Source organism: Sharpea azabuensis DSM 18934, from assembly GCF_000702165.1.
Lineage (GTDB): Bacteria > Bacillota_I > Bacilli_A > Erysipelotrichales > Coprobacillaceae > Sharpea > Sharpea azabuensis.
On record NZ_JNKU01000011.1, the window covers coordinates 1 to 19,517 of the forward strand.

Genomic DNA, 19,517 nt, shown 5'->3' on the forward strand with positions numbered 1-19,517 from the left:
GAGAAATTGATAGATGCAGGAACGCTCATTTATGTTAATATGGTTATAGTTTATAGGCTTATCTCCATTCTATGTTTTTTTGGTCACTCACATAGTAGCATAGATAATTCCTATGAACTTTTCATGTGTTGCACTTGTTATGATAATTTATCTACAAATAAAATCATTATAGGTGTTTTGAAATTTTTTGGTTTGTCCACGTTGTATTGATACTTCTAAATTGTTTTTTAACGTGACCTTACCATTCTGGATCTTTTTAATTTCATTGAGATTAATGATATAGGAACGATTGACGCGATAGAAATAAAAGGCAAGATCTTTGATAACATGGTACATGCTTATTCTCGTTTTATATGGATCAGGACATCCCTTTGTATAGATATAGCAATAATGTTTAAATGACTCGATATAAATGATATCGCTTTGTTGGATTGTAATAGCATGTCCTTTATCACTTATGATCAGTTCCTTTTTGTTTAACTTTATTAAGTCAAGCAGATCATGTAAGCTATCATTGAGTTCAATATGCATATACTCTTTTCTTATGAAGCTATAGGGATGAACTTTAAAAGTATCAAATACAAGTTCATTATGTGTAGTTATAAAAATAACTTTAGAATTTGGATGCATTTTAAGGTATTCATTAGCAAAATCTATTCCGCTTTGTTCGGGTAAATCAATATCTAATAATAAAATATCAAAGTTATCTGTGGATAAATGAATCTGATTTGGTGAATAAAATGTTTGTATTTCTAAATGATCATTTAAATAATGATCTGATTTGATACATTCAACAATCTTATTTAAATCTTCATTATTATCTTCCAGTACACAACATCTCATCATCTTTCTTCTCTCCCTAAAATTACATCAGTTAAATATTGAACTATGTTTAAAGTAAACATAGTTCATTTTACTAGGAATACAAAATGCCATTGGTCAGACATAAGTCGTAATTCTTACTTTCGTATCTTAGCAATACATAGTCCACATTCCTATTTTCAATAAAGAAGTTCATGGAAATCAAAGGAAAATCGTTATCATGATTCTTTTATGGAGTATACTATATCACACATTGTAAATGATAAACAACTCGATTATTTGCACAGGAAGCAATCATCAAGAAGCTATTTATACGCTATTAAAAGAAGCGATTATCCTATTTGCCTATTTCAATATCCTAAAATGCACTTTATGCTCATTAAAATACATTTCAGGACATAGTTATTAAATGCATTGATGCATATGTTAGGATGTAAATGTAGCTAAAATATGGATATTGTTGTTTTGGGTATGAATAACTTATGAACTGCTTATAGCAAAAAAAGAAAATTGTTGAACGTCATGCAATTAATGAATGTGTAAAAATGCAAGTTAGTGTAGTAAATGTCATAGGATATTATGAATGCAAACACTATTAATAAAGGGAGAATACTTAAGAATCATGCAGCTATAGTACCAAACAGTTAGAATGAAATGGAGGATGAGTGTATTGAGATTATGATTAAACAAATTAAAATTGAAATAAAGAACTCAATAAATCAGATTGAGTTCAAATTTGTATTTGCAGCTATTCTTTTTGTAAGTTTAATGAGTATCATTCTGAATTGTTATCATGACTATGGTCAAAATATTTTATATATCAAATCATATATTGATAATTCTATGTATGTCAGTATTAAAGCTAGGGCAATTGTCAACATTTTTGAGTATTTATCGCCTCTTCTTGTGATGATTATTTATTCTTCAAACAAGTGGAAAGAAGAAAAAAATGGCATGCAAGCAATGGTCATCACACGAATAAGCAAGAAAGATTATTATTTATCTAAGTTTATTGCGAATTTTATTATCGTTTTTAGTGTTGTTTTGTTTTCAGGATTAGTTAATCTGTTGATTACTTATATTGTATATCCAACTGTTGGCTTTGATAATCGATGGGGTATACCTGTCTATGATCTTATTCAAAGATATGATAAAAAAATATTATTTGACTTTCTAAGAATTCAATATCCATTGCTCTATATATTGTCCAAAAATATACTCACTAGTCTTTTTCTAGCAACAATTTCCAATATTCCCTATGCTCTGAGTTTTATTAAACCATTTAAGAATATGGAATTTATTCAAATAGCTATTATGACATTTATTGGAATGGCAATTATTAGTATCATTGGCATCATTTTCAATATGAATTGGTTAAATTATATTTCCTATATGGGGATTGATGTAGATGTATCCCTCTTTAGTGTTTGTATGTCAATCCTATTATTAAATGTGGTAGAAATCTTTATTTTGATCAAGGGAATGAAGAAATATGAATCGATTCATTAATAAAAGTCAAATCAATAACTATTTGTTTATCGTAATAGTGGAATTAGTGATTTTATTTATGTTTAAAGGATCAGTCAATACGAATAATATCATGGTGAATACTTTTTCCATTATCATTATTGTTGTTTTTATTATTCCTGTAGTACTGTCATATTTTTCTACTGACATCTTACCAATATTTAATAATATGATTGTGCCGAGATTTCATACAAAGAAAAGACTTTTTTCTTTTATTATGGGAAAAATGATTTTGGACGCATTTACAATAACATGTGCATTATTGTTACCATTGCATGTTATTTCTGCCTTGATTTATCACATAGATTTCTTTCTGATCATGCGCTATTACCTTAGCTTCTTTATAACTATTATGATGATTTGCATGATATATATTATTGTACATATCAGAGTAAGAAATAAAACGATATCAATTATCATAACTTATTGCTTAAGTAACATTACTAATTTGTTAAGTGGCTTGTTGAGAGAAAGGCGCATTCCTAATTTAGTAGCACTTATGCTTTTCGAATATGAGAATAAGACTGTCCTCATTGTTTCTATATTATTATTCATCATGCTATTAACAGCTCTTTTATATAGAACTATTGATCAATTTGAAATGTTAGGAGAATCTAAGCATGTACTATAAATTCATCACAAAGAATAAAGGAATATTGATAAAAATCATCGCTCTCATAGCTTTGTCTTTTATACTGAAATATATCAGTCATAGAAATTTTCTACCTGATAGTCTATTGGGCACATATCAAATGTATATGGGAGGGACTTTTTTAGAAGAGAGTACATCCATTCTTCAAATCATTTCATTATTGTTGATATCTGTCTTGTTCATCTATTTCATACCCTATGAAATTGTTAAGGAAATAAAAGAAAATGAAATCTATATAAAATACAGATTTGAAAAAAATACGAAAATCCTTTTATTTTTTGCTATAAAGAATGTGTTTTACTCATTATTCTACCAGCTTATTCAAATACTCATCATTGCTTTTATAACATTCCAATTTCATCCTATTCAAATAATTGGAGGTGAATTGATTAAACTGCTTATAACATCAACTATGCAGCTATTAATTATATTATTCATAAGTGAATTCTTTCTTTATTACATGAAATTTGAAATTGGTATGGTTCTTTCATTACTCGTCATTGTAAGTCCAATTATTATAACAGGGATAGTCTTTCATAATTCTCCATCTTATTTAGAACTTTGTAAGTATATCCCGTTTAATCATGGTAACTACAATTACTATTATGTTTCTAAATATACCTTTTATGGTACGTCAATAACTTATTCTGTATTTCCTCATTATAAATATGTTTTTTCTTTTATATGTCAGATGATTGAGTTAGTGATAAGTGTTGTTGGATTAATGTGCATTATCAATAGAAAAGATTTATTAGGAGAAAATTATGAAAATTAGTGTAAAAGATGTTACTAGAGAAATCAAAGGAAATATCATTTTAAATAATATAAATTTAGAATTTGAAAGTGGGAAAATATATTGTCTATGTGGCCATAATGGATCAGGCAAGACTATGTTGTTGCGTGCAATCGCAGGATTGATTCGCATTGATCAAGGGGAAATTAGTATTGATCATAAAATATTACATAAAGATATGGATTATCCACCTGAAATGGGATTAATCATTGAAACACCTTCATTCTTTAAATACTATACGGGGATGGAAAATTTGCTGTATTTAGCAGAAATAAGAGATAAAATTTCCAAACAGGATATTATAGAGACATTAAAACGTGTAGGCTTAGATCCTCATGATCAAAGAACCGTGGCTAAATACTCACTTGGCATGAAGCAAAGATTAGCAATTGCACAAGCCATTATGGAGAAACCTGACCTCATATTACTAGATGAGCCAACAAATGCACTAGATCAAGATGCTATTATTCAATTCAAGAATATTATAACTGAAGAAAAGAGACGCAATGCTTGTATTATTATTGCTACTCATAATCAACAAGATATTGATGAGTTATTTGATGAAAAGATTTATTTGAATTCTGGAAAAGTAGAAAGAGTTGAGAAAAATGACTAGAAACACGAAAATATATTTTTTAACTCTTTTCATTTTCATAAGTGCAACTATTGGATATGCATTAGCAACAAAACATTCTTTTACTGGAGAATATCATTTACGTCAAATCAAAAAACAATACCATCTTGATCATTTCATATATTCTGATGATGAAGATAGCTTATACTTTGATGATTCAATAAATACTCTTGATGAATTAGAGAAACATAGTGATTTAATTGTTAAAGTTCGATCATTAAATAATAGTGAATTATTTCTTAATAGTGTAAAGACACCTGTTAAAATCCTCGATGTTTATAAGACAAAAAATCATTTAGAGAAAGGTGATCTGATCTATATTCAAGAACCAGTATCCATCTCTTATCAAAAAGGTATGGAAAATATGACTTCAATTAGAGGATATGTTTTGATGAATGATCATCAGGAATATTTATTATTTCTCAAACATCTAGATAAAGTGAAAGGATACAAATATAAGAAGAGTGAAGAAATGACTTATATTCCAGTGTCAACACGATTTAGTAAATACTGTAAAGAGGAGTTACCTCTATTTATTGAATCAAAGCGGATTGAGGAGGGAGAAATCCACTATCGTGACTTTAAAGATGCATCAGCGATTTTCATAAAAAGTGATGAGTTAAAACAATATCAATCCATTTCATTACTGGTTTATGATAAATATCAATAAAGTCAATTTTAAACATATTTTGATAACAAGAATCTTCATCATTCATCCTCTGATGATAAGTAAAGCGTTTTCTTTCTAAATAAAATAAGTGAAAATATATGATTAGGCTAAATTAATATATGACTAATTGTATTTTATCAAAAAATATGTTGACAATAGTGAATGTGCGTTCTATTATATGGTCGTTGAATAACTCAAGTAAATTCTTTGAAGGGAATAAGTTATTTGTGTAAGACAGGATAGAGAGCTAGCGGTTGGTGGAAGCTAGTTTGCAGCACAAACAATATCATCTCTGAGAAGCAGGCTGAAAGAAGTAAGCTGTGCCGGTTTTCTACCGTTAACAAGAAAGTGTATGATAGTACACGCTGAGTGCTAGGATAACTAGAATAAGGATGGTACCGCGATTGTAAGTCGTTCCTTGATAGGAGCGGCTTTTTTGTACTCATATACAATAGGGGTCAGAGTATTCAATAATAGGGGGTAAATATTTATGAAGTTCTTGCAAAAAGTATCAAAATTTCTAGCTGACTACACAGTCTGGGTTGTCATTGCGATTGCTGTATTCGCATTCTTCCTTCCTCAGATGATGGCATGGGTGAATTTATCTATGTTCTATGATTTTGTGGGTAATAAGTTTACTGTGCAGTCATTAATCATCGGTGTGATCATGTTCTCAATGGGTCTTTCTCTGACAACAGAAGACTTCAAGATTCTTGCTAAACGTCCATTTGATATCTGTATTGGTGCAGCAGCACAATATTTGATTATGCCATTTAGTGCTTATTTCTTCTCACGTCTTTTACATCTTTCACCAGCACTTTCTCTTGGCTTGATTCTTGTTGGCTGCTGTCCTGGTGGTGTTTCATCAAATGTCATGTCATACCTTTGTGGTGGTGATGTTGCTTTCTCAGTTGGTATGACAACTGCTTCAACAATTCTTTCACCAGTGATGACACCATTCATGGTAGCTTTGCTTGCCGGCGGGGCAACTATTAAGATTCAGGCTTTCCCAATGTTTGTTTCCATCATTGAAACAGTGCTCTTACCAGTTGCTGTTGGTTTCTTCTTAAATTATAAGCTTGGTAGAAACAAAGTATTCCAGGAAGTACAGAAAGTTATGCCAGGTGTTGCTGTTCTTGGCTTAGCAGCTGTTGTTGGTGGGGTTATGTCATCACAGGGTAAAGCTTTCATCACTTCTGGTGTTGTTGTCTTTGTCGCAGTCTTCTTACATAACTTTGTTGGTTATTGCTTAGGCTATCTTGCTGGCGTGCTTACAGGTATGAGTACACCTAAGAGAAGAACAATCTCTATTGAAGTTGGTATGCAGAATGCCGGCCTTGCTACAAACCTTGCGACTTCTACAGCACAGTTTGCGACAATGCCACAGGCAACAATCATTGCCGCTGTCTCATGTGTATGGCACTCTATCTCAGGTACGCTTATCGCTGCTTTCTTCGCTCATCTTGATAAAGCTAAAGAAGCTAAGGCTGAAAGTGAAGAAACAGTTGCTGCAAAAGCATAATTTATTAAAGGATATCCATCTGATTGCAGGGGTGGATACCCTTTTTTAAAGGGAGGATGGCTATGAAAATCGCAATGTACCAGATGTATAATGAAGGTAATATACATGACAATCTCAAAAAGAGCTTATCAGCTATTGAAGAAGCGGCAAATCATCAAGCTGATCTCATTCTCTTTCCTGAAGTATTCCTAACGGAATTCTTTCCCCAATATAAAGACAAAGATGTTACGCATTATGCATTAACCTTAGATTCACCCATTGTAAAAGCTTATTGTCAGGCGGCTAAAGAATATCATATCAGTGTTGTACCTAATATTTATCTTAAGGAAGATGCTGCATGTTATGATGCTAGTCTTTTTATTAATCAAGAGGGAGAAATACAAGGTGTACAAAAGATGGTCCATGTTGGTGATGCAAAGTGGTTTCATGAATCAGCCTATTACACACCATCAAATGATGGTTTTCATGTCTTTGAAACACCACTTGGCAAGATTGGGATTGTGGTATGTTTTGATCGGCATTTTCCTGAAAGCATCCGCACTGAAGCCTTAAAGGGAGCTAAGCTTATTCTTGTCCCAACAGTCAATACCAAGCAGGAAGATATGGAGCTTTTTGAGCAGGAAATGCGTGTGCAGGCTTTCCAGAATTCTGTCTTTATCGCAATGTGTAATAGAGTGGGTAAAGAAGATGCAATGGACTTTGCAGGTGAATCTCTTGTGGTTGATTACAAAGGTACAACCTTGATCAAAGGCAGTGATTATCAGGAACTTCTTTATTGCGATCTTGATCTGAATGCAATCAAGAAACAGGCTTATCTTAGTCTAAGAAGAACCTCTTTCTATCTTTAGATGATGAACTTTCATCATCTTTTTTTGTTTTCCTTGTCTTTTATCGACATTTCGGTAAACTGTAGTCGAGGTGTATGACATGCAAAAATATCAAAAATATATTCCTATGGCGATTGTTGGCTTTGTTTTCTATCTTGCTATACTCTATTGGAAGAGCTTTGTAGCGCTAGTAGGGTCTATTATAAAAGCATCGAGTGCGATGATCATTGGTTTGTTGATGGCTTATGTTGTCAATATCTTGATGATTCAATTTGAAAAGCTTTATCAATATATTTTTAAAAAGAAATATCAAAAAGCAAAAAGACCACTCTGTATCATTCTCTCATATCTAAGTGTTGTGCTACTTTTTGCTTTACTTGTATCTATTATTGTGCCACAGATTATTGATGCAACAGAACTTCTCTTGAAAAATAGTTTTAAGGCCTTATCGCCTTATCTCAACGACTTATCAAAATATCCCCAGCTCAAGAGCTTTATTACCCCAATTGAGACCTTCTTAAGCGACTTAAGCAAAGGTTCATTATCTTCGACAAGTACGGATATGTTGAAGCATCTCTTTACCGGAGCTTCAGGTTTGCTTTCCAATATGACGAAAGTATTGTCATCGATAGCTGGCATTGTGGCAACACTCTTTTTTGGCTTTATGTTTTCCCTTTATTTGCTTGGCTCAAAGGAAACACTTTTAGCTCAGCTTAATCGTGTCTTAAAAACCTATTTGCCTAAAGCTTATCCAACAATAAGTTATGTTGCCCATGTTTTTAATGAATCCATTAAGAATTTTGTGATTGGGCAAGTGACTGAAGCACTTATTATTGGGGTGCTTGCGGCATTGGGATGCACTATTCTGCGTTTCCCCTATGCCTTGATGGTTGGGGCCATTATTGGGACAACGGCACTCATTCCTGTCCTTGGCGCCTATCTAGGTGCACTTGTTTCAGCTTTTCTTATTTTTACTATTTCCCCAGTCAAAGCCATACAGTTCCTGATCTTTATTGTTATTCTTCAGCAGTTTGAAGACAATCTGATCTATCCAAGAGTTGTAGGAACATCGCTTGGCTTACCTGGTATCTGGGTGCTTGCTTCTATTACGGTATTTGGTGGTGTTTTTGGTTTTGGTGGTGTCATCTTTGGTGTCCCAATCACTAGCGCCCTTTATACATTGTTACGTAATGACTTACATAGACGCATGAAGCAGCGTCGTAAAGAGGTGATGACAAGTGAAGAATGATCTTATTGAAGGCCATGTTGGCAAATCTATTCTTTATTTCACAATCCCCTTATTAATAGGTAACTTCTTTCAGTTACTTTATAATACCGTTGATTCCTATGTTGTCGGAAATTATGTTTCACCCGATGCCCTGGCAGCCGTAGGGCAATCAACGCCCATTATTAATGTTATTGTCGGTGCATTTCTAGGTTTATCAACTGGGGCAGGTGTTGTCATTTCACAGTACTATGGTGCTAAAGATGACAAGCATATGAGCCTGGCTGTTCATTCTGCTGCTGCATTGACTTTAGTGCTTTGCATGATCTTTACGATTATCGGTATTCTTGTCGCAAGACCAATTCTTGAACTTATTCGTTCACCACAATCAATAATGCCCCTTGCAACACTGTATTTGAAAATCTATTTTTATGGTGTCAGCTTTGTATTGATCTATAATATGGGTTCAGGTATTCTGCGTGCTATTGGGGATTCTAAAAGACCACTTTATTATCTGGCTATCAGTTCACTCGCAAATGTCATTTTTGACTTTGTCTTTGTACTCTACTTACATCTTGGTGTTGCCGGTGTTGCCTATGGGACATTGATATCTCAAGGTCTAAGTGCTTTATTTGTCGTGGTGAGATTGTTAAGAGTAAAGGCGAATTATCGTATAAACGTCTCGCAAATACATTTCAATCGTCATATGACAAAGAGAATTATTCAAATAGGTGTACCAACAGCTATACAGAACTGTATTGTTTCCTTCTCCAATGTCTGGTCAACATCCTATATTAACCGCTTTGGGGCAAATGCCGTAGCCGGTTATGCCGCTTATACAAAGATTGATCAATTTGTGATTTTACCTGTTCAGTCATTCTCACTCGCCATTACGACATTTGTCGGTCAGAATGTTGGGGCAAAGAAGTATGAGCGTGTTAAGAAAGGTATTCGTCAAACTCTGATTATGAATGAAATAATAGCTTTCTTATTCATGGTTGTCCTCTTCTTCTTTGGGCATCGCATAATTGGCTTATTCACAAAACAGCCAGAAGTTATTGAGAGCGGCTTCTTAATGGCTAAGGTGATGTGTGCTGGCTATATTGTCATCCCAATCACAAATATTTTAGCCGGTGCATTAAGAGGTGTGGGTATTTCTAAGATTCCAATGTATACGATGGTTGGATGCTATGTCGTTATTCGTCAGATCTATCTGGCAATAGCTTATCACTTTGTTCATTCTATTGTTGTTGTGTATCTCGGCTGGCCACTAACATGGGTGATTTGTGCCATCTTGCTTGTTGTCTACTTTAAGAAAGCAAACTGGCTAGCTCACCATCAATAAATAGAAAGCATAATGATTGACCGCAATCTAATAAATTTCTATACTGTAGTTGTAAAAGAAAAAAGAGAGGTAAAAATATATGAGTAAAATTATTAATGCAAGCGAATTTCCAACAGAAGTACTTAATGCGAGTGTACCAGTATTAGTTGACTTCTATGCAGACTGGTGTGGTCCATGTAAGATGATGTCACCAGCTTTAGACAAGATTTCTGAAGAATATGCTGGTAAGGCAAAGGTCGTTAAAATCAATGTCGATGAAAACCCTGAAGTCGCACAGCAGTATGGTGTTATGTCTATTCCTAACTTTAAGTTCTTCAAGGGTGGACAGGTTGTTGATGAAGCACTTGGTGCTATGCCAGCAACAGCTCTTACAAATAAACTTGATCAGTTATTATAATGCAAGGGATATTGGTGAAAGCCAATATCTTTTTTGTTCATATAAATTGTACAAAACTAAGTTGACAACAATATAAATAGTGCTAAAATAATAAGTGAAATGGAGGTCATTATATGAGTCAATTCTATACATATTCAGTTCCAGCAGCTAATGGTGAAGAAAAATCAATGGAGGATTTTAAAGGTAAGGTCGTTCTTGTTGTCAACACAGCAACTGGCTGTGGCTTTACACCACAATATAAGGATCTTGAAAGCATCTATGAGACATATCATGATCAAGGTCTTGAGATTCTTGATATCCCTTGTAATCAGTTTGCCGGGCAGACACCAGGAACAGATGAAGAAATTCATGAATTCTGCACACTTAAATATAATACACAGTTCCCACAGATGAAAAAGAGTGATGTCAATGGTGAAAATGAATTATCACTCTATACCTATTTGAAAAGTCAGCAGGCATTTAAAGGCTTCGGTAATAGTGCAAAAGCTTTAGCTATGCGTGTTATGCTTAAGAAGATTGATAAGGATTATAAGAATAATCCTAATATTAAATGGAACTTCACTAAGTTCTTAGTCAATAGAGATGGTGAAGTTGTTGGTCGTTTTGAACCAACGGCTAACATGAAGAGTGTAGAAGAAGCTGTTGCTGCATTAATTTAACTCCCTAGGGAGTTTTTTCTTTTGCATTCTTCCCTAAAGGTATAACATAGTATATATAGATAAATCTTTACCGCAGGTTAATATAGATTTTACATTGATGTTGTAGAATGTGTTTACTATGGGAGGGATATTGATAATGAAAGAATATATGGATAACCGTGAGCTTTCCTGGCTCAAATTTAATGATCGTGTATTAAAACAGGCAAATGACAACATGGTGCCTTTAGCGGAGAAGATGAACTTTGTGTCTATCTACCAGACAAACTTGGATGAATTCTTTAGAGTACGTCTTGGTTTTCTTTATGACCAGATGCTGTTTTATCCAGCCATGATTGATAATAAGAGTGAGATGACAGCTGAAGAACAGCTGAAAGCTTGTTTCACAAAGATTAGACGTCTCAATCATAAGAAAGATAGCTATTATCAGAAAATTATGAATGAGCTCTTAGAATACAATGTTAAACTGGATACTTTTGATGAAATTGACAATAAGGATGATAAGCGCTTGCTAGAAAACTATTTTGATCGAGAAATCATGCCACTGCTTTCACCACTTGTTGTCTCTAAGCGTACGCCATTTCCATTTATGAATAATGGTGAACTTTTTATTGCAGCTCAGCTGACAAGCCATAAGGGGAAGAGAAAGCTAGGTATCGTTTCTCTTGCGAATGTGATGGATGAACGCTTAATGGAACTTCCAGTCACAAGAAGTCATTATATCTTAGTTGAAGAGCTTGTTGCTTCACAGCTATCAAAGCTCTTTAAGAAATATAAGGTGGAAAAATCATCCGTCATCAGATGTACAAGAAGTGCAGATATTGATGAAGATGATATCATTGAAGGCAATAGTTATCGTGAAATTATGGAGAAGCTGATTAAGGAAAGACGCCATCTTCATCCGGTTCGCTTAGAATATACAGAAGGACTTGAAGATATTGAAATCTCCATGATCACAAAATTCCTTGATCTTGATGAAAGACAGGCCTTTATCAGTGCTTCCCCACTTGATTTCTCTTTCTTTGGCAAATTGCGTGATGTTTTAAAGATTGCCCATCCAGAGCTCTTCTATACACCATTGCCACCAAAGAAATCACCACTTGTTAATGACAAGAAACCAATGCTTGAACAAGTGATGAATCATGATATTATGCTGGCTTATCCTTATAATTCAATGGATTCCTTCTTACGAATGCTTGATGAAGCAGCTGTTGATGAACGTGTTGTTTCTATTAAAATGACACTCTACCGTGTAGCGAAGAATTCAAGGGTTGTTAATGCCTTAATTAAAGCAGCAGAAAATGGCAAGGAAGTGATTGTGCTTGTTGAACTGCGTGCACGTTTTGATGAAGAGAATAATATTGGTCAATCAAAGGCCTTGGAGAAAGCTGGCTGTACGGTTATTTATGGGCTAGAGGGCTATAAAGTCCATAGTAAGCTATGCCTGATTACTCTAAAGGAAGACCATATTCAGTATATCAGTCAGATTGGTACAGGAAACTATAATGAAAAGACAAGTAAGTTCTATACGGATCTCTCTTTAATGACAGCACGTAATGAAATTGGTGAAGAAGTCAATGATATCTTTACCCATCTCCTACAAGGGGAAACTGAGCATCATACCAATTACTTATTTGTTTCACCACATTGTATGCTTGATCATATCTTTAAAAAGATTGATGAACAGATTGCCTTGGCAAAAGAAGGCAAGGATGCCTATGTTGGCTTTAAGTGCAATTCTGTGACAAGTAAGCCAATGATTGAAAAGCTTATTGAAGCAAGCCAGGCTGGTGTTCATATTGATATGGTTGTTAGAGGTATTTGTTGTATTGTGCCAGGTGTTAAGGACTATACGGATCATATTCGCGTGATTTCTATTGTCGGTCGTTATCTTGAACATTCTCGTATTTATATCTTTGGTCGTACAAGTCCTGATGTCTATATTTCTTCAGCTGACTTAATGACAAGAAACCTGGAACGTCGCGTGGAAGTGGCTGCACCTCTTCTTGATGAACGTATTCGCAATCAAGTCATTACAATGTTCAATGCTTACTTCAAAGACAATGTGAAAGCTTGTGAACTGTTAAGTGATCGTAGCTATAAACGTGTCAAAAATAAAGAACCTAAATTTAATGTGCAAGAATATTTTTTGAAATAATTGGAGGTGTGCTTTATGCGTGTAGGTATTCTTACAAGTGGAGGGGATTGTCAGGCTCTTAATGCTACAATGCGAGGTTTGGCAAAGACGCTCTATGCGAATGTGAAAGATTTGGAAATTATTGGTTTCAAGAATGGTTATAAGGGATTGATGTATGAAGATTATATCAAGATGAAACCAAGTGATTTCTCTGGTATCATTGCTCAGGGAGGCACAATTCTTGGCTCTTCTCGCTGTCCTTTTAAAATGATGCGTGTTGTTGAGGATGGTTTTGATAAGGTTAAGGCGATGAAACGTACTTATAAAAAACTCAATCTTGATGCACTCGCTGTACTAGGTGGTAATGGCTCACTCAAGACTGCCAATCTCTTGGCTCAGGAAGGTCTTAATGTTATTGGTTTACCTAAAACTATTGATAATGATACATATGGAACAGATTATACATTTGGTTTTTCTAGTGCTATTGAAGTAGCAACAAGATATCTTGATGAAATCCATACTACAGCTGCATCCCATGGCCGTGTCTTTATTGTTGAAGTTATGGGCCATAAGGTTGGTCATATTACACTTGCTGCCGGTCTAGCAACGGGCTGTGAAATCATTCTCTTACCAGAAATTCCTTACGATCTTAAGAATATTGAAAAGAAAATCAAACAGCGTAAAGCACAGGGCAAGAACTTTACCGTTATTGCCTGCTCAGAGGGCGCTTTGACAAAAGAAGAAGCGACACTTTCAAAGAAGAAATATAAGGCCTTGGTAGCAAGCCGTGAAGGTCGTTCTGTTGTTGAATATATTGCCAAAGACTTAGCAAAGGATATGCCTGAATTAGAAATCCGTACATCAGTTATAGGCCACTCACAGCGTGGTGGTGCACCAGATGCCTATGACCGTACGATTTCTACGCGGTTTGGTATCGAAGGCGCTCGTCTCATTATGAATCGTAGCTTTGGACAGCTTGTCGTCTTAAAGCAGGGAGAAGTGGGATCCATTCCACTAGAAGATACTGCAGGTAAACTGAAATATGTTGATCCAGCAGGAAAGCCTGTCCAGAATGCTAAACTGATGGGTGTATGTTTTGGTGATTAAGAGCGTATGATGCGCTCTTTTTCTTTGCCTGCTTTCTCTTTCTTTCTTATAATAGAGATAGGTGGTGAGAAAGATGGAAGAGAATACATATCTAGAATTCAAACGACAGTATACTGATAATATTAAAAAGGAAATTGTCTCATTTCTTAATGCTGGTGGGGGGAAGATTATTATTGGTGTTGATGATGAGGGAAGAGTTGTTGGCGTTGAAGATCTCGATGACTGCATGCTTCGTATTATCAATTCAGTCAGAGGCATATCCCCTGATGCGATGAGTTTTGTATCTGTTCAGCCGGTTGTCAAGGCAGGCAAGACATGCATTGAGGTCGTCATTGAAGTGGGAACAAATCGCCCTTATTATTTACGTAAAGCGGGCATGACATCACGTGGTGTCTATATGCGCATTGGTCCAAGCTGTCAGCCAATGAGTCAGGAAAGCATCATGAAGATGATTGAGGACTATGGTGTAGGTCACTTTGAAGAAAACCGCTCGCTAGAACAAAAGCTCACTTTTCATACTTTAAACAAGAAGATGGCTAAGATGAATATGCCTTTTGATCGTGATATCTTGTTGAATATGCGTATTCTTGATGATGTTGACCAGTATACCAATCTTGGTCTCTTATTAAGTGACCAAAATCCCTTTACGACAAAAGCTGTCTATATTCAATCATCATCCCAGACAGATCTTGATTCAAGACGTGAATTTACAGGATCCTTGTTGAAACAGTTAGATGATGCCTTTCAATATCTTTCTTCCTACAACAAAGATCATGCCTATCCTGATTTAGCTTTATGGGAAGTTTTAACTAATATGTTTATCCATCGTGATTATACAAAACGTGGCTCCAACTATATCTATATCTATAATGATCACATGGAATTTCGTAGCCGTGGTCAGCTAATTGATGGGATTTCCCTTGAAACGGTGCGGGTGGGCTTTAGTGAGAGTCGTAATCGCTATCTTGCCGAATTCTTCTATCATCTTCAACTAACTGATAGCTATGGGACAGGCATTCATAAGATTTTAGATGGATTTGATGATGACCACGAACCGCTCTTTGTGGAAGTGCCAGGAGAGTTTGTCGTAACGCTCTATAATATGCATTTTTCGCCAAATAAGAAAGGCCGAGAGGATAATGATAATGGTGAGGAAAAGTTGCTTGTTTATCTTAAGAAGCATCCATTTATTACGCGGCTGAAATGTGAACAGATCCTGGATTGTGGTCCAACGAAATCTTACCGTGTCCTTTCACGTCTGGTTGAAAAGGGAAAGGTCAAGAAAATAGGGAATGGCCGCAATACGAAATATGCCTTAAAAAATGAACGTTGAAAAGTTTACGCGTTCGTATTATGATAGCCAAAAGAGGTGATGAAGATGAAAGAAAAAGTCTATGCAAAAATCAACCAGTTACCTCGTGGCAAGGCATCTCAAAATATTACTGAGGGTTGTCTTGTTTTAGAAGGTGGTGCTTTTCGTGGTCTTTATACCCAGGGCGTGCTTGATGCTTTAATGGAAGCAGATATCAATATGCAATGTGTGATTGGTGTTTCAGCTGGAGCAATGAGTGGCTTAGGCTATTTGGCCGGTCAAATTGGCCGCTCTGCCCGCATTAATCTACGTAATCGCCATAATTCGGCTTATGTTGGCATTGAGGCCTATAAGAATAATGGAGGGATTATTGGCTTTGACTTTGTTCTGGATAAGGTTAATGATGTGGATCCCATTGACTTAGAAGCCCTGCGTGATGAAAGAAGACGTTTTGTCACTGTGGCAACCAATTGTAAGACAGGTAAGCCAACCTATTTTGAAAAGGGCAAAGTCAATTTAAATAAAGCAATTCAGGCTTCAGCATCCATGCCCTATGTCAGTCAAATGGTCTATATTGATGGGGAACCTTATTTAGATGGTGGCTGCTCAGATCATATTCCTTATAAATGGGCACTGAAGGAAGGCTATGAGAATATTATTGTCGTCAAGACAAGAACCCATGCCTATCGTAAAGATCTAACGGACCGTCATCCTCTTTATACACGCTTTGCCTACCGTCATTATCCAGCCTTTGCGAATACGCTTATTCAAAGCGATGCGGCATACAATGTTGATCTTGACCAGCTTGATCGTCTCGAAGAAGAGGGGAGAGTCTTTGTCTTTACCCCAAGCAAAGATCTAGGTGTATCACGAGTTGAAGGAGATATGGATAAGCTAGGCGAGATGTATTATCTTGGCTTGTTTGATGCCAAAAGGCGTATTGATGAGCTTAAGGCTTATTTACAGCGAAAGGAAAAGTAAATATATGGAAATCATTATAAATATTGGAATACTCGCCATCGGTTTTTTGATGCTGATTAAAGGAGCGGATTGGCTTGTCTCAGGCGCAAGTGGCATTGCCAACAAGCTTGGTATTCCTTCTCTTGTCATCGGATTAACAATCGTTGCCATGGGAACAAGTGCACCAGAAGCAGCGGTATCCATCACATCAGCCTTCAAGCATAGTGCGGATATTGCAATTGGTAATGTATTAGGTTCGAATATCCTGAATATTTTAGTTATCCTTGGCATTACTTCTATCATCACACCACTTGCCTTGAAGAAAAATACCATCAATTACGAAATACCATTTTTAATTGCTATTTCAATCATACTTCCTGTTTTAGGTTTAAGAAAACAGAAGCTGGTTCTCACTGATGGGATTATTCTGACTGTGCTATTCATCGCTTATTTAAGCTATCTCTTCTTTATGACAAAGAATGGCTTGATTGAGGAAGAGGATGAAGGGCCTATTCAGGAAAGAAATATTGCAGTGCTATTATTAATGACGGTTGTGGGTATTGCCGTTGTTGTGATTGGGAGTAACTTTGCGGTTGATGGAGCAAGCAATATTGCGAGAATACTTGGTGTAAGTGAACGTGTTATTGGCTTGACAATTGTTGCCCTTGGGACATCGCTACCTGAACTTGTCACATCTTTGACGGCTGCTAAGAAAGGTTCGGCGGATATTGCCATTGGTAATATTGTTGGTTCCAATATCTTCAATATTCTCTTTATTCTTGGCTTATCATCATTGATCACACCAATTGCCTATCAGCCTCAATTCTTTGTCGATTCAATCATGGCCATTGCAGCAACAGTAATATTAGCCTTACTTGTACTCAATAAGGATCATAAGCTGAAACGTTATGGTGGTATTGCCATGCTCGTTGTTTATAGTATTTATCTGATTTATTTATTGAAGTAGGTCATATCGACCTGCTTTTTTTCAATGTAAGTGCTTTTCTTTCGCTATATATCATGTTATCATTATTCATGAAAATAAATTTCGTGGAGGGATAAACATGAGTGATCAATTAACGGTAATGGATCATATTTCTGTCATGTATGACCAGTTTTTTGATTCAGAAAAGAAGATTGCGAAATATATACTGAATAATCATAAAAAAGTTGTTGATATGACTGTATCAGAACTTGCCAAAGAAAGTGATGTTTCAGAAGCGTCCGTTTCAAGATTCTGTAAGCGCATTGGTGTCAAGGGCTTTCATCAGCTGAAGATTGGACTTGCCAAAGAAATGGTAGAAACTTATGGCGAAGGCAATATCTCAAACGATATCAGCTGTGATAATATTGGCCAGTCTTTACAAAATATTCTGGCGAATAAAATAGAAGAACTCAAGCAGACAGTGAATATGATTGATCCAAAAGAGTTTGAATCATTGCTTAAGGCTATCTTACATGCAAGAGCTGTTCAAATTGTTGCGGTAGGCAATACTATTCCGGTTGCAATTGATGGTGCCTTTAAGCTTAATGAACTCGGTATACCAACAACAGCGGGCACGATTTGGGAAACGCAGCTTTCCTATACACATACCTTAGGTCAAAAAGATGTTCTGATTGCAATATCGAATTCTGGTGAATCGAATAAAGTTGTTGAAGCTGTTGAAATTGCGAATAAGAATGGCGCAACTACAATTGGCATTACCAATAATCCACATTCTGCTATTGGTGATCAGGTGACTTATCATATTACAACAGCATCACGTGAAAAACTCTTTCTTGATGAATTCTGTTTCAGTCGTGTTTCGGCAACGACTGTGATGGAAATTATTTTCTTGTTTTTAACTGTGATGATACCTGATTCACATAAGCGAATGGCCACATGTGAAGAAATGTTTGCGGTTGATAAACGTTAATCTTTCATTATATGAAAGTAATTTTCGTGAATATGATATTGACGAAAATATAACGTCGTTATAAAATGAAGATAGAATATAGCGGAAAGGAAAAAGAAAAATGATTTACACAGTTACTTTTAATCCTGCTTTAGACTATGTGATCAGTGTCGATCACTTTCAAACAGGTGTCGTGAATCGTGTCAACGAAGAACATATCTTCGTAGGGGGTAAGGGCATTAATGTGTCCTTTATCTTGAAAGAACTTGGTTACTCTACAAAGGCTTTAGGATTTACTGCGGGCTTTACTGGTGAAAAGGTTAAGGCTGGCGTGAAGGAAATGGGCGTTGATGGCGACTTCATTGATGTCGAAGAAGGCATGAGCAGAATTAATGTCAAGCTTAGAAGTGATGAAGAAACAGAAATCAATGGCATGGGGCCTAAAATTACTGAATCTGATCTTTATAAGCTCTTTGCGAAACTTGATAAGATGGGCAAGAGTGATGTGCTTGTTTTATCAGGATCTATTCCATCATGTGTACCTAACAATATCTATGAAACTATTTTAGAAAAACTTGCCAGCAAGAATATCTATGCGGTTGTGGATGCAACAGGACAGTTACTTGTGAATGTACTGAAGTATAAGCCATTCCTAATTAAGCCAAATAATTTCGAAATTGAAGATATCTTTAATGTGAAATTACAAGGTGAAGAAGATATCGTGAAATATGCGAAAAAGCTTCAGGAAATGGGCGCAAGAAATGTCCTTGTATCATTAGCTGGAGATGGTAGTCTTCTTGTTGATGAAAATGGTGAAACACATCGTATGGGTGTTTGCAAGGGTAAAGTAAAGAATTCCGTTGGTGCTGGTGATTCAATGGTAGCTGGCTTTATTGCCGGATACTTAAAGAATGGGGACTATGAAGAAGCACTTGAACTTGGTACTGCAAGTGGTGGTGCGACTGCATTTAGTGATTCACTCGCTACAAAAGATTTTATTTATGAAAATTTGAGAAATTTAAGGGGAAACAAATAA

18 protein-coding genes and 1 other annotated feature are annotated in these 19,517 nt (G+C 35.6%); of the genes, 17 read left to right on the forward strand and 1 reads right to left on the reverse strand.

The features are described 5' to 3' along the window. Positions 1-147 precede the first annotated feature (147 nt). Entirely contained in the window at positions 148-846 is a 699-nt protein-coding gene (locus T529_RS0103360) for a LytR/AlgR family response regulator transcription factor (protein WP_033162212.1), read from the reverse strand. Positions 847-1,500: 654 nt separating this feature from the next. Here T529_RS0103360 and T529_RS0103365 point away from each other — a divergent pair. The 17 genes from T529_RS0103365 (at position 1,501) to pfkB (ending at position 19,517) form a co-directional block, all read left to right on the forward strand. Beyond that, entirely contained in the window at positions 1,501-2,331 is an 831-nt protein-coding gene (locus T529_RS0103365; protein ID WP_033162213.1) for a hypothetical protein, read from the forward strand. 638 nt (positions 2,332-2,969) lie between these two features. After that, the gene (locus T529_RS0103375) at positions 2,970-3,776 is read left to right on the forward strand and encodes a hypothetical protein (protein ID WP_033162215.1); all 807 of its coding nucleotides are present in this window, start codon (positions 2,970-2,972) and stop codon (positions 3,774-3,776) included. Further along, the gene (locus T529_RS0103380) at positions 3,766-4,410 is read left to right on the forward strand and encodes an ABC transporter ATP-binding protein (RefSeq protein WP_033162216.1); all 645 of its coding nucleotides are present in this window, start codon (positions 3,766-3,768) and stop codon (positions 4,408-4,410) included. The genes T529_RS0103375 and T529_RS0103380 overlap by 11 nt, the downstream gene beginning before the upstream one ends. After that, positions 4,403-5,098 carry a hypothetical protein gene (locus tag T529_RS12465; protein WP_051646830.1) on the forward strand — a complete coding sequence of 232 codons (696 nt, stop codon included), beginning with the start codon at positions 4,403-4,405 and terminating at the stop codon, positions 5,096-5,098. The genes T529_RS0103380 and T529_RS12465 overlap by 8 nt, the downstream gene beginning before the upstream one ends. 198 nt (positions 5,099-5,296) lie before the next feature. After that, positions 5,297-5,520 (forward strand) — a binding site (T-box leader). A gap of 68 nt (positions 5,521-5,588) precedes the next feature. Continuing rightward, entirely contained in the window at positions 5,589-6,620 is a 1,032-nt protein-coding gene (locus T529_RS0103390; RefSeq protein ID WP_033162217.1) for a bile acid:sodium symporter family protein, read from the forward strand. Between the two features lie 62 nt (positions 6,621-6,682). After that, entirely contained in the window at positions 6,683-7,468 is a 786-nt protein-coding gene (locus T529_RS0103395; protein WP_033162218.1) for a carbon-nitrogen hydrolase family protein, read from the forward strand. A gap of 79 nt (positions 7,469-7,547) precedes the next feature. After that, positions 7,548-8,696, forward strand: a complete 1,149-nt coding sequence (locus tag T529_RS0103400) for an AI-2E family transporter (RefSeq protein WP_051646831.1) — start codon at positions 7,548-7,550, stop codon at positions 8,694-8,696. Next, positions 8,686-10,017, forward strand: a complete 1,332-nt coding sequence (locus T529_RS0103405; RefSeq protein ID WP_033162219.1) for an MATE family efflux transporter — start codon at positions 8,686-8,688, stop codon at positions 10,015-10,017. Before T529_RS0103400 ends, T529_RS0103405 begins: the two co-directional genes overlap by 11 nt. Before the next feature lie 79 nt (positions 10,018-10,096). After that, positions 10,097-10,414, forward strand: a complete 318-nt coding sequence (trxA, locus tag T529_RS0103410; protein WP_033162220.1) for a thioredoxin — start codon at positions 10,097-10,099, stop codon at positions 10,412-10,414. Between the two features lie 113 nt (positions 10,415-10,527). Then, positions 10,528-11,073: a glutathione peroxidase gene (locus T529_RS0103415; protein ID WP_033162221.1), complete on the forward strand. Its 546-nt coding sequence runs from the start codon at positions 10,528-10,530 to the stop codon at positions 11,071-11,073. 136 nt (positions 11,074-11,209) lie between these two features. Continuing rightward, a complete protein-coding gene (ppk1, locus tag T529_RS0103420) occupies positions 11,210-13,228 on the forward strand; it encodes a polyphosphate kinase 1 (protein WP_033162222.1) in 2,019 nt (672 codons plus the stop codon). 15 nt (positions 13,229-13,243) lie between these two features. Continuing rightward, complete coding sequence (locus T529_RS0103425) at positions 13,244-14,314, forward strand: 6-phosphofructokinase (protein ID WP_033162223.1); 1,071 nt, start codon at positions 13,244-13,246, stop codon at positions 14,312-14,314. Positions 14,315-14,387: 73 nt separating this feature from the next. Continuing rightward, on the forward strand, positions 14,388-15,647 hold the full coding sequence (locus T529_RS0103430; RefSeq protein ID WP_033162224.1) for an RNA-binding domain-containing protein: 1,260 nt from the start codon (positions 14,388-14,390) through the stop codon (positions 15,645-15,647). Between the two features lie 45 nt (positions 15,648-15,692). Then, positions 15,693-16,607: a patatin-like phospholipase family protein gene (locus T529_RS0103435; RefSeq protein ID WP_238560776.1), complete on the forward strand. Its 915-nt coding sequence runs from the start codon at positions 15,693-15,695 to the stop codon at positions 16,605-16,607. A 4-nt stretch (positions 16,608-16,611) separates the two neighbouring features. Further along, the gene (locus T529_RS0103440) at positions 16,612-17,553 is read left to right on the forward strand and encodes a calcium/sodium antiporter (protein ID WP_033162226.1); all 942 of its coding nucleotides are present in this window, start codon (positions 16,612-16,614) and stop codon (positions 17,551-17,553) included. Positions 17,554-17,650: 97 nt separating this feature from the next. Next, positions 17,651-18,502: a MurR/RpiR family transcriptional regulator gene (locus T529_RS0103445; protein ID WP_033162227.1), complete on the forward strand. Its 852-nt coding sequence runs from the start codon at positions 17,651-17,653 to the stop codon at positions 18,500-18,502. Positions 18,503-18,602: 100 nt separating this feature from the next. Continuing rightward, positions 18,603-19,517, forward strand: a complete 915-nt coding sequence (gene pfkB, locus T529_RS0103450) for a 1-phosphofructokinase (RefSeq protein ID WP_033162228.1) — start codon at positions 18,603-18,605, stop codon at positions 19,515-19,517.